Origin of the sequence: Prevotella lacticifex (assembly GCF_019973375.1) — a bacterium.
GTDB lineage: Bacteria > Bacteroidota > Bacteroidia > Bacteroidales > Bacteroidaceae > Prevotella > Prevotella lacticifex.
The window spans coordinates 313,453-326,620 of the sequence record NZ_BPTV01000001.1 but is presented as its reverse complement, the minus strand read 5'-3'; the positions used below and the strand labels follow the sequence as shown (position 1 = coordinate 326,620).

Below are 13,168 nucleotides of genomic sequence, written 5' to 3'. Positions count from 1 at the left end.
AGCCTTTATAACGATGAGAAATATAGTAGCAGAGTCTACAGAACATCGAAAGATGTTTTAATAAGACAGCTGTTAAAATGAATAATGGTGGCAAGAGTTTGCCACCATTATTCGTTTCAGCTCTTTCCGGTGACTATCTTTTTAATCTCGTTGAGCTTGTTCAGAGCCTCGACAGGCGTAAGATTGTTGATGTCGAGGTTTAGAATCTCGTCGCGAACCTGCGACAGTACGGGGTCGTCGAGCTGGAAGAAGCTCAGCTGCACGCCCTCGCGGTTCTGCGCCACCTTCTCCATGTCGGGTTTCTTGACGGCAGAACCTACATTGGCATTGTCGGCCTCGAGTTCCTTCAACACCGTATTGGCCCGCTTGACAATGGACCGCGGCATACCTGCAATCTCAGCAACATGGATACCAAAGCTATGTTCTGACCCCCCGGGCTCAAGCTTCCGGAGGAAGATAACCTTTCCGTCGACCTCCTTTACCGAGACGTTGAAGTTGTGGATGCGCGGGAACGACTTCTCCATCTCGTTCAACTCATGGTAGTGGGTGGCAAAGAGCGTGCGGGCCCGTGCCCTCGGATTCTCATGGAGATACTCCACGATGGCCCATGCTATGGATATTCCGTCGTAGGTGGAGGTGCCGCGTCCGAGCTCATCGAAGAGTACGAGCGACTTCGGGGTGACATTGTTCAGGATGTTGGCAGCCTCGGTCATCTCGACCATAAATGTCGATTCGCCGAGCGAGATATTGTCGGAAGCACCCACACGGGTGAATATTTTATCGACAAGACCCACTCTCGCGCTCTCTGCCGGCACGAAACAGCCCATCTGGGCCAAGAGTACTATCAATGCAGTTTGGCGCAGCAGAGCCGATTTACCGGCCATATTCGGACCAGTAATCATCATTATCTGGTCCTTCTCGGTGTCGAGTTCCACATCATTGGGCACGTATTTCTCACCTATCGGCAACTGAGTCTCGATGACAGGATGGCGGCCCTGCTTGATGTCGATGACGTCGGAGTCGTCGATAACAGGCCGGACGTAGCGGTTGGATTCCGATACCTTGGCGAAACTCAGCAGGCAATCGAGATGGGCAATGATGTTGGCATCAATCTGAATCTGAGGAATGAACTTCTGCATATCCTGCACAAGTTCGTTGAAAAGCTGCGTCTCGAGGATGATAATCTTCTCGTCGGCGCCCAGGATTTTCTCCTCGTATTCCTTCAGTTCGGGCGTTATGTATCGCTCAGCCTGAGCCAATGTCTGCTTACGAATCCAGTCGGAAGGAACCTTATCCTTGAAAGTGTTGCGCACTTCAAGGTAATAGCCGAAGACGTTGTTGTAGCCCACCTTCAGCGAACTGATGCCCGTCTCCTGCGACTCACGCTCCTGAATCTGCAGTAGGTACTGCTTTCCGTTGTCACGGATGGATCGGAGGTCGTCGAGTTCGGGTGAGTAGCCTGGTGCAATGACGTCGCCCTTGTTGACAAGCAATGGCGGGTCGGGCTGTATCTCCTTTGCTATGCGGTCGCGGAGAGCCTCACAGAGGTTCAGCTGCTCACCGACCTTGCGCAGCGCCTCGTTGTCGGTGTGGACGCAGGCCTCACGGACCGGGCGCAGAGCGGCAAGGGCATGATAGAGCTGGACGACCTCACGCGGCGACACACGGCCCACGGCGGCCTTGGAGATGATGCGCTCCAGATCGCCGATACGGTGGAACTCGTCGTCGACGGTGGCACGGAAAGTGGTGTCCTTAAAGAAATATTCCACTATGTCGAGGCGCTCCTGGATGGGGTGGACATCCTTCAGGGGGAATACTATCCACCTGCGGAGCAGACGACCGCCCATCGGTGTCACCGTCCTGTCGATGACACCAAGCAGCGAGGAGCCGTCTTCCTGCAACGGACTGAGCAGTTCGAGGCTGCGGATGGTGAACTGGTCGAGGCGCACAAACTTATCCTCCTCGATGCGGGCCAGCGACGTTATGTGCGAGATGTGGGTGTGCTGGGTGAGCTCAAGGTACTGCATGATGGCTCCAGAGGCCACAATGCCGTTGTGCAGATGGTCGACACCGAAGCCCTTCAGCGACTTTGTACCGAAATGCTTCAGAAGTTTCTGGCGCGCCGTCTGCTCCGTGAAAACCCAGTCGTCGAGCTCAAAAGTACAGAGCTTTGTACCGAAGAACCGCTCGAAATCGGCTTTGCGGGCCCTGTCGTAGAGCACCTCCTTAGGCTGGAAGTTGCCGATGAGCTTCTCGACGTAGTCGTATGTGCCCTCACCGGTAAGGAATTCTCCGGTGGAAATGTCGAGGAAGCTGATGCCGCACGACCCCTTTCCGAAGTGGACAGCAGCCAGGAAGTTGTTCTCCTTGTAGTTAAGGACGTTGTCGCTCATGGCAACACCGGGGGTTACAAGCTCCGTGATGCCGCGGCGCACCATCTTGTCCTCGGCCGACAACCCCTTCTTTCCACGCAGTTCGGCGCGCTTCTTCTTAGGGTCCTCGAGCTGGTCGCAAATGGCAACACGCTTTCCGGCACGGATGAGCTTGGGCAGATAGGTGTCGAGAGCGTGATGGGGGAAACCGGCCATCTCAGCTCCTGCCGATGCTCCGTTGTTCCGACGGGTCAGCGTAATGCCGAGAATGCGCGATGCCTCCACGGCATCATCGCAGTAGGTCTCATAGAAATCGCCACAGCGGAAAAGCAATAGAGCATCGGGATGCTGGTTCTTCATGTTGAAGAACTGGCGCATCATAGGAGTCATCGTATTATCGTTCTGCTTCTTTGTTGCCATTATCGTTCTCTTATATTTTCGGTATGCCGTGCAGTAACCATGCGTGGCATAGACGGGTATCTGATTTTTGTGACTTGCAAAGATACTGAATAAAATCAAGAACGCAAAATAATGGTTCAAAATTATACTTTCTACGAATGGTTATTCCATAAGCCAACAATATTTTGTAGAGGCATCGAAAGACAAGAGAATGCCTACAACAAGATGTAAAAATAATTCACATTATCTTACGCATTATTCCGTCTTTGTATATCATTGATTTTCAACGGGTTACTAATACATGCCATTTAGCGTTGCAAAACGGGCCGTTTTAGGATGCGAAACAGGCCGTTTTAGCTTGCGAAACGGTCCGTTTTAGAAGCCCAAACGATAGGTTTTGGAATGGTGTAAAGATATTTCAGTATTGGACTGTTGTTGAGTTGGCATTTCCGGGCTGTAAAGACGACTGAGAAAGAGCCATGATATTGATTAATCGCTGCACCCACAGAAAACTTCTGAATGAAAGAGCAGTAATCGCTCCGAAAACGTTTACGTTAAGTAAATAAAGGTTTTTGTTGCTTTTGGTTAAATTATCTTCTATCTTTGCACAATAGAATAACTGACATCTATCTATTTGAAATAATCAGAACTATCTTTGAGAATATCAGTATCCTTAGCTGATCTGAGAATGGGACAAGCACGAACCGGAATCATCAGCAGGAGCCGACAATTGAATTTCACGATACGCACCAAAGAATAGAATCGTCCGTAAAGCATAAGACTATAGCTTGGAAGGTGAATATATATCATCTGAAAAGCGTCAGCATACCGTTTGAAAAGAGCTTAACTATTGTTTGAAAAGAGAATAACTATTATCTGAAAAGAAATTAACAAACGTCTGAAGAAGAAAATGAAAAAAGCCATTACCATCATCGCAGCCATAGCGGTCAGCATCGCTATGAGTGCGCAGGAGCCTGCGGCAAACAAGTCGTGGACCTTCACTACCCTACCCTCACCCGACGTCGAAAACCTCAATGCCGACACAGCGTGGACCACAGACTCGAAAAACCGCTACTGCTTTGTCAAGGCCATCGACGATGCGGTGCTGACAGCCAATGGCACTGAGCTCACCGTCACCGGCGGACTGCGCTTCACGGCCACGGCAAACAGCAACGGAAATATACGCCTCGGAGGAACGACAGCATCGCTGTGGCTCGGCGATGCCGACAAGCTGACGATCCCGGCACGCAAGAAAGGTGATGTTGTTACACTGACTTATATGACATCAAACAAGTCGGCAACAAGAAATCTCGGTCTCGAAAATATCACAGGAACGTTCCCCGCAACAACAGGTAAGGAGCAGCAGACGGGCACGGGAACCGTCGTTGCCGACGGCGACGTGACGTTCACCATCGAAGGAGGCATGTACTTCTATACCCTTTCCGTCCAGGACAGTGCATCGGCGGAGGACAATCCCAACGGCGGAGGCAGCGGTAAGGGCAACGAAAACAACCCCAACGACCAGGCCCGCGGGATGAGCTACACCGGCGAATCAATCAATACGCCGACGGCTACCGACTCCGTAATCATCTGGTGCGCACCCGACGGCGACGATACTACTGCCGACGGAACGGCGACAAAGCCTTACTTCGACCTCCAGAAAGCCATCGACAGAGCACTGCCGGGAACAACCATCAAGATGAAAGCGGGAAAATACGTCTACAACAAGCGCCTGAACATCAACGACCGTAACGGTACACACGATAAGTATATTACCGTTATGTGTCCCGACGGACGCGCCGTTCTCGACTTCTCGGCAATGCCCTACCATGCCCACAGCGACAATCCGTACCAGGGTTTGCGCCTGACATCATCGTACTGGCACTTCTACAAGATTGACTTCACCAATGCTTCCGACAACGGAATGCTCATAGAGCGCAACAAACCGACAAACGGTACATCGGCAGACGTCATTGCACGCACTCAAGACGCACACGATAATATCATTGAATTCTGCAATTTCTACCGCAACGGCGATACCGGTCTGCAAATGAAGAACTTAGCATCATTCAACTATGTCATCAACTGCGACTCCTACGAGAATAAGGATGAGGGTGACGGCGATGCCGACGGATTCGCCCCGAAAATCTCTGTTGGCGACGGAAACTACTTCTTTGGTTGCAGAGCATACAACAACTCTGACGACGGCTACGATGTCTTCTTCAAGAAGGACGGAGGATTCCAGGACAATAAGACCATCGTCTTCGAGAGTTGTCTGGCCTACGAGAACGGCTGGATCAACGGTACCGCCACGAAAGGCAATATGAACGGATTCAAATGCGGGTCGAAACAAGGACGCATGAACGTTGTACTCAACCGCTGTTTAGCTGTCAACAACGGATCGAAAGGCTTCGACCAGAACCATAATCTCGGCGATATAATCATCAACAACTGCACCGGCTACTCGCTTCAGGCATTCGGTTCGAAAGCCTATGCCTACAGAATTTACGAGCCACTGGCCGAGGGAAGCGTCTGTGAGGTGAGCAATTCCGTAGCCATCGACGATTACACCGTGAAGACAGCATCGGACAAAGGAGAATACGGTTACAAGGATAAGAAATACGGAAGGGTACAGGTTACCGTAGCATCGAAGGAACAAACCAACGACTGGCTATGCTCCGAGGCTAACTTCCAGTCGATGAACGACTATGCCGACCTTATAGGACCACGTCAGGACGACGGCAATCTGAACTGGGACAACATTACCTGGGGACATCCGACAGTGGACAACGCAACTATCGTTGACCGTGGAACAGCCATCGCAGCCAACACAAGATACGATGCTTCAGGAGTAGCAGTACCGGCCATCGCCTACGCCGGCACAGCCCCAGACCTTGGAGCTTTCGAGCAGGGACTGGTATCGAAGAAGGCCAACTACGGCACTATCGATGCCATAAAGACCCTCTCAGCCAAAGCAGGACAGAAGAGAGCAAGTCTCGTTCAGGCCTTCAACGGAATGGTAATCGTCAATATTGAAGGTGGAGTAGCCCATGAGAAGTATACCGTAAGCGCATACTCAGCCAACGGCGCACTGCTCGGAGAGCACCATTTCAACGGCACCAACACTTCTGTTTACCTCCCATCGACTCACGGAACCATCATCCTGAGAATTTCAGGCAATGGACTTAACGAGGCTTTCAAGGCTGTAATGAAGTAGCAGAGGGCCCATTGAGGCTGTAAAATTCATATCATTAAAGAAGCCACCGCTTACAATCAGCTTGATTGCAGGCGGTGGCTATTTTTTTTGCTTTCCATCCTATGGGAATGCCGTAGGAGGAAGAAAAACAATAAAAAGGCGGAATCAGTTCACTACAACAATCTTACAGACAGTGCCTTTATCCCCACTTTCAGTAGTCGTCATAACCATATAGACACCACTGGCCACCCGTTTCCCGTCGAGATCAGTGCCATACCACACGAAAGAACCGCCGTTGCTTCGGCCCTGAGCCACAAGAGTGCCATTGGATGTGACTATCTTCACATCGGCGTTGTACGACAGGCCTGTGATGGTTATAGGCCCGTTGTAGCCCGGTTTCACGGGGTTGGGATAAGCATAGGTGTTATTCTTGTCCATTTTGTCGACCGTAGCCGTAGCATCACTCATATAAGAGCAGAGGCCATTATCGGTTCCGAAGAATACTTCTCCGGTTTTCGGATTGATGGCTATCGACTGAACGTTGTCCGACAGCAGTCCGCTGTTGGTCGAGAGGAAGTGGTGAATCTGGGTGTTATTGTCGGCACTGATGAGATAAACGCCATTGCCGTTAGTGCCAAACCACTTTCTGTTGCCTCCGTCGACGGCCATACACATGACGTCGACGCCCGAAAGCAGATAATCGGCAAGGTTAGTTCCGTCGTTGCGGGGCACCTTATACTGCTGGAAAACCATTTTGTCTGGCGACAGGGTCTTATCCTCCGCATTGATAAAGAGGGGTCCGGCATTGGTCCCTACCCATATATTTCCATTCAGATCCTCAGCCACACAGCGTGCGCCACCGCCTACGGTAACCGCTGTACCATCCTCGTTGACATAGTTTTTGTACACGTTGGTGGCATCGGTAGAAGGCTGATAGCAAACGAGATAGGGCGTTGCCCAGTAGTCGCTGACAAACCACAGCAGATTGTCCTTGTCGAACATCATGCTGTGAACGTGGGCGAAGCTGAACTTATGATCCGTGTCCATATACTGATCCTTATGGTGGCTAACCATCTTTCCGCCGGCAGTATATTCCCACAGCGACTGCGACGTACTCTGACTGTTGGCAAACCAGAAGTTGCCACTGCCGTCGAAAGCACCCGAGGTAACCAACGTATAATTGACACTACCCCCTACAGCCTGCTGGAGGTCGCTGTTCTGGCAGTACCAGTCGCGTACATATCTCCCGTTTCTGAACTCATAGAGTCCTGTTCTGGCACCCACCATGACATGCGAGTGGTCAGTAGGATCAACGTCGATGCATAACGCGTCGATGTAGGAATGGCCCGACTTGTCCTGTATACTGTCCTCATAGACAGTCCATTCGCCGTCCTCCGGATTGAGCACCTGCACCGTTCCGGGCATCTGTGAGTCGCCGGTCTGATTGTAGCGGCCGCCGACAGTGTACAGATTTCCGTACTTGAACTTCATCGAGTAGAAGTTGTTTGCCTTCGGACCATCGGGGCGATGGGACCGCGCCGTGGCCAAAAGGTCGGCATCTACGGTGTAGGACCGCGGTGTGTAAGCCCCCACCCTACTCCATTTTCCGGGGTCGAGGAGATTGTCGGAGAGTGCCGCACGATACAAGCCATTGGTCGACGATGCGGCATAAATATAGTTTCCGTCGATATAGCAGTAGTCGACGCGGAATTTAAGGTTGTAGGTATCGCTTATCTCATTGTCGCGCATGTTGACCTTAACGATTCCGAATCCCGTGCTGAGATAGGCAAAGCGCCCGCTCATATAAATATTATTGACCGTCTTGTCGCCCGATATCGTGGCCGAATAGAAGTCGGACAGATTGGTGATATTGCCCTTGGCGTCGAGCATGTCGATATTATAGTCGCTGTAGACGATAATAAGCTTGCCGACACTGCGGTTCCATTCGATTTTCGCTATGCCACAGTCGCTGAGACCGTTGACCTTATCGTAGGTCTGGATGCTGCCGTCGCCCTCGTTATAGGAATAGAGATTGTCGGAAGCGAGCACATAAAGCACACTCCCACCCTTCTTAACGTCCTGTACATCGTAGTAGGCCATATAGTCCTTCCACGTTCCTACCTGCGCCTGAGCCGTACTGCCACACGCCATTGTCAGGACCGTCAAACCGACAAAAAATATCCGTCCCGTTCTGTTCATAGCTGAAAATCAATCATTCGTTCGTTATCTTTTGTTTCTTCTGCCCTACCCTTTCAGGTATGCGGCAAGCTTTGCCACGGCGCGCGCACGGTGCGAAATCTGGTTCTTAACGTCCTCGCCGAGCTCGGCAAAGCTCTTGTCATAGCCTTCAGGAACGAACAAAGGGTCGTAGCCGAAGCCCTCCGTTCCATGCTTTTCGCGTGCTATACGCCCTCTCACCTCACCTTCGAACTGCACCTCATGGTACTGTCCGTCCGGGCCTTTCTGCATCAGCGAGATGCAGGTGCGGAAGCGGGCATCGCGGTTATCGCTGTCGCCGAGGCGCCGGAGCAACTTAGCCATATTGGCTTCAGAGTCGTGGTCGGTACCTTCAGCATAGCGTGCAGAGTGCACTCCGGGCTCGCCGTTGAGCGAAAAGACCTCCAGCCCAGTGTCGTCGGCAAAGCAGTCGTGGTCGTAATGGTCGGCAATATATGATGCTTTCTGCCGTGCGTTAGCCTCAATGGTGTCGCCGGTCTCAGGAATTTCCTCATGACAACCGATGTCGGAGAGCGACAATATCTCGAAATCGGGACCTAAAATCTCCCTTATCTCCTTGAGTTTATTCTTGTTGTTTGTAGCAAATACTATTTTCATTTTTCCTTCTTTTTAGGTACACTCACTTTTATCGGGTCGAAACCTTCACCATAGACTCCGATGACGGCACTCTGACTGACAAACGCCTGAGGGTCAATCATCTTAATAAGTCGGAAGATATACTGGCTCTCGTTCTTCTTGGCGAGGATACACAGCACCTTTATAGGCTGTCCGGTGTACCATCCATGGCCGTCGAGAATGGTCACTCCGTGCTCAAGCTCAGTGCCGATGGCGTTGGCAATCTCCTGATATTTACGTGAGAAAATCATAAACTGCACCGACTCTCTACGGGCGTTGAAGACATAGTCGAGCATATAATTCTCGATGACCATCGTACAAAGACCGAACACCGTCATGTGAACCCTCGAGAGCATATCGCCGAAACGCGGTATGAACAGACAGGACCCGATGATTACAAAGTCGACAGCAATAAGCACCCGACCCAAAGAGATGTTCTTGTACTTATTGACACAGGCTGCGATAATATCCGTTCCACCCGTAGAACCATTATGCAGAAAGACTATGGCAAGACTCGTTCCGGTAATCATACAGCCTATGACGAGCGACATAAACTGCTGTCCCTCACCGAGAACGAGGTGCATCTTGCCGTCGGGACCGGTCATCAGCCACTGCGCGAAAGCCAACAGCAGCGACAAAACGGAGATGGCATAGATGGTCTTAATCATAAACTTCAGACCAAGAATCTTCAAGGCTACGAGGAGCAGAATCAAGTTTATGGTGAAGTAACTGTAGGAGATAGGAATTCGTGTGGCATAGAAGATGATTGCCGACAGACCCGTCACTCCTCCAGTAACGATATGATAAGGCAGCAGGAAAACCGTCCAGCCGAAGGTGTAGAGCAGCAGACCGATGGTTATCCAGATATAATCCTTTGCCTCATTCCAAATATTCTTTCCCATATCAAAGTACATAATGCAAAGAATTAAGGAGCTCCGGGGAGCCACGGCCGAGAGATATCTCACTGTCGGTCAGGGCTCCCGGAGAACCATAATCTTTATTTTACAACTATATTTACTATGCGGTTGGGCACGACGATAACCTTCACGATGTTCTTTCCGCCAAGGTATTTAGCCGTACGCTCGTCGGCGAGAACGGCCTTCTCGACCTCTTCCTTAGGAGTATTTGCGGCGAAATTCATCGGGAAGCGCACCTTTCCGTTGAAGCTTACCATCATTTTCACCTCGTCCTCCTTGAGATATTTCTCGTCGTAAACGGGCCACGAAGCGTCGCAGACACTCCCCTGCCCTCCCATGGCATGCCACAGCTCCTCGGCAATGTGAGGCGCAAAAGGAGCTATGAGCACCACAAGGTCGGTAAGCAGAGCATGATTGGTGCACTTCTGCTGGCCGAGTTCGTTGACACATATCATAAATGCCGAGATGCTGGTGTTATAAGAGAACTTCTCAATATCGTCGCTGACCTTCTTTATGAGCTTATGAACGCTCTTGAGCGACTCAGCCTTTGCCGGCGCGTCGTCGACGATACTGTTGGAATCCTTCTTCCAGTAGAGATTCCAGAACTTCTTGAGGAATCGGAAGCAACCGTCGATGCCATTGGTATCCCAAGGCTTGCTGGCCTCCACAGGACCAAGGAACATCTCGTAGAGACGCAGTGTGTCGGCACCATATTCCTCCACTATATCGTCTGGATTTACTACATTATACATCGATTTCGACATCTTTTCGGTAGCGAATCCACATACATACTTGCCATCCTCGAGGATGAACTCAGCGTCGCGGTACTCCGGACTCCACTGCTTGAAACCTTCGATATCGAGGACATCGTTCTTCACAAGGTTTATCCAAACGTGGATTGGCGTGACATCCTTGTAGTTCTTCCGCAGATTATAGCTTACGAAAACGGGCTTCTTATCGGTCGACAGCTCGTTGACACGATATACGAAGTTGCTTCGGCCCTGGATCATTCCCTGGTTGACGAGCTTCTGGAACGGCTCCTCCTCACAGCTGTAGCCGTAGTCGTGGAGGAACTTATTCCAGAACCGGCTGTATATAAGGTGACCCGTAGCATGCTCTGTTCCACCAACATACAGGTCGACGTGGCGCCAGTATTCGTCGGCTTTCTTACCCACAATTTCCTTGTCGTTGTGCGGGTCCATATACCGCAGATAGTATGCCGACGACCCTGCGAATCCCGGCATCGTGTTAAACTCTATCGGGAATACGGTCTTATTGTCGATGAGACTCTTGTCGACGACCTCCTTCTTAGCTGTGTCCCAGGCCCATTTCTTTGCCCTGCCGAGAGGTGGCTCACCGGTCTCCGTAGGCTCATACTTGTCGATTTCGGGCAGTTCGAGGGGCAGACACTCCTCCGGAATCATCTGGGGCATACCGTCCTTATAGTACACCGGGAACGGCTCACCCCAGTAGCGCTGGCGCGAGAAGATAGCGTCGCGCAGACGGTAGTTGACCTTCACGCGACCGATATGGTGCTCGGTGACAAATTTTTTCGTTGCTGCAATAGCCTCTTTCACGGTCAGTCCGTTGAGCGAGAAGCCGTCGAGACTCTCCTTCCCTTCCGCCGGCGAGTTGGTGACAATACCCTCCTTGGCGTCGAAACTGGCCTCGCTGACGTCAGCACCCTCGATAAGCGGGATGATGGGCAGGTTGAAATGGCGCGCAAAAGCATAGTCGCGGCTGTCGTGAGCCGGTACGGCCATGATGGCTCCGGTGCCATATCCGGCCAGGACATACTCCGAAATCCATATTGGAATGCTGTCGCCGGTGAACGGATTGACGGCATACGAGCCCGAGAATACACCCGTGACGTGGTGGTCGGACATGCGCTCAAGCTCGGTGCGGCTCTTCACATAAGCTAAATATTTGTCGACCTCGGCCTTCTGATCAGCTGTCGTCAGCTCGGCAACGAGCTCACTCTCAGGGGCTAAGACCATGAACGACACACCGAACATGGTATCGGCGCGAGTGGTGAAGATAGTGAAGTGCTTGTCGCTGTCCTTAACGTTGAATTCCACCTCAGTACCCTCCGAGCGGCCAATCCAGTTGCGCTGAGTCTCCTTTATGGAGTCGCTCCAGTCGATGGTGTCGAGACCATCGAGGAGGCGCTGGGCATAAGCCGACACGCGCAGGCACCACTGCTGCATGCGGCGCTGAACGACAGGGAATCCGCCGCGGACGCTGACACCGTCGACGACCTCGTCGTTGGCCAGCACCGTGCCGAGACCGGCACACCAGTTGACCATCGTCTCGCCGAGATAAGCTATGCGATAATTCATCAGCGTGCGCTGCTTCGTAGCGTCGTCCATGGATTTCCACTCGTCGGCGGTGAACGAAAGCTCCTCACTCTGAGCCACATCGAGGCCATCGGTGCCCGACTCCTCAAAGTGGCTGACAAGTTCGGCGATAGGGCGGGCCTGCTGACACTTGTTGCAATAGAACGAGTTGAACATCTTCTCGAAGGCCCACTGGGTCCAATGATAATAACCTGGATCACAGGTACGTACCTCACGGTCCCAGTCGAAGGAGAACCCAATCTTGTCGAGCTGCTCACGGTAGTGGGCTATATTCTCGTTGGTGGTCTTCTCCGGGTGCTGACCGGTCTTTATGGCATACTGCTCGGCAGGCAGTCCGTAGGCATCGTAGCCCATAGGGTTGAGAACGTTGAACCCCTTCAGCCGCTTGTAGCGCGCATAGATATCGGAGGCAATATAGCCAAGGGGATGACCCACGTGGAGCCCGGCACCGGAAGGGTAGGGGAACATGTTCAAAACATAGTACTTCTGCTTAGTCGTGTCCTCGACAACCTTGTATGTTCTGTTGTCGACCCACGCCTTCTGCCACTTCTTCTCAATTTCTCTGAAGTTGTAATCCATTGTTATTATCTTGATTTTATTCTCTCTTTTATATTAATTAAGGTACAATTACCCAATTTACTTTGCAAAGATACACCAATCGCGAGATATAACAAAATAAAAACAAAAGTTATTGTGGATAAACCTGTGGATAACGTGTGGAAAAGTCGTGGAAAACGCGTGGATAAAGCTTTTGGTTATCCACACAACGCACTATGCCACTTCCACGGACGGGATATCCACAGGGTTATTAGCGGCTTTTGCAAAAGTTTTCCACCGTTTTCCACACATAAAAGATATAAACTTATTAACTTTGCACCGAAAAAGGAAATTGTGGATAAAACACTTTATTCGTTGAAAATCAGAAAGAAAGAATTAACAATAGGTGTTGATAACTTGATGACAGACGTTAATAACGGAAAAAGCAAGAAAAAAGACAAAAAGTTTTGCACTTTTCCACGGCATATCATACCACTACATACTTTTTCTTTAAAATTAAAAAAAGAAAGAATATAA

The 13,168-nt window shown here is 51.0% G+C and carries 7 protein-coding genes; 2 read left to right on the top strand and 5 right to left on the bottom strand.

Annotation, left to right across the window (positions count from 1 at the left end):
• Positions 1-116: 116 nt before the first annotated feature.
• Positions 117-2,792 carry a DNA mismatch repair protein MutS gene (gene mutS / locus LDN30_RS01260; RefSeq protein ID WP_223926790.1) on the bottom strand — a complete coding sequence of 892 codons (2,676 nt, stop codon included), beginning with the start codon at positions 2,790-2,792 and terminating at the stop codon, positions 117-119.
• Positions 2,793-3,681: 889 nt separating this feature from the next.
• Here mutS and LDN30_RS01255 point away from each other — a divergent pair.
• The gene (locus LDN30_RS01255) at positions 3,682-5,988 is read left to right on the top strand and encodes a right-handed parallel beta-helix repeat-containing protein (protein ID WP_223926789.1); all 2,307 of its coding nucleotides are present in this window, start codon (positions 3,682-3,684) and stop codon (positions 5,986-5,988) included.
• A gap of 144 nt (positions 5,989-6,132) precedes the next feature.
• On the opposite strand, the gene porZ is transcribed toward LDN30_RS01255, so the two are convergent.
• From porZ to leuS, 4 genes are all read right to left on the bottom strand, one after another.
• A complete protein-coding gene (gene porZ, locus LDN30_RS01250) occupies positions 6,133-8,166 on the bottom strand; it encodes a type IX secretion system anionic LPS delivery protein PorZ (protein ID WP_223926788.1) in 2,034 nt (677 codons plus the stop codon).
• A gap of 45 nt (positions 8,167-8,211) precedes the next feature.
• Positions 8,212-8,802, bottom strand: coding sequence for a non-canonical purine NTP diphosphatase (locus LDN30_RS01245; protein WP_223926787.1), 591 nt, complete (start codon positions 8,800-8,802; stop codon positions 8,212-8,214).
• Positions 8,799-9,734 carry a YitT family protein gene (locus LDN30_RS01240; protein WP_223926786.1) on the bottom strand — a complete coding sequence of 312 codons (936 nt, stop codon included), beginning with the start codon at positions 9,732-9,734 and terminating at the stop codon, positions 8,799-8,801. The genes LDN30_RS01245 and LDN30_RS01240 overlap by 4 nt, the downstream gene beginning before the upstream one ends.
• A gap of 83 nt (positions 9,735-9,817) precedes the next feature.
• Positions 9,818-12,673: a leucine--tRNA ligase gene (leuS, locus tag LDN30_RS01235; RefSeq protein WP_223928503.1), complete on the bottom strand. Its 2,856-nt coding sequence runs from the start codon at positions 12,671-12,673 to the stop codon at positions 9,818-9,820.
• A 114-nt stretch (positions 12,674-12,787) separates the two neighbouring features.
• Between leuS and LDN30_RS01230 the strand changes: the two genes are divergently transcribed.
• Positions 12,788-13,168 (top strand): hypothetical protein, encoded by a 381-nt coding sequence (locus LDN30_RS01230; RefSeq protein WP_223928502.1) that lies wholly within the window; start codon positions 12,788-12,790, stop codon positions 13,166-13,168.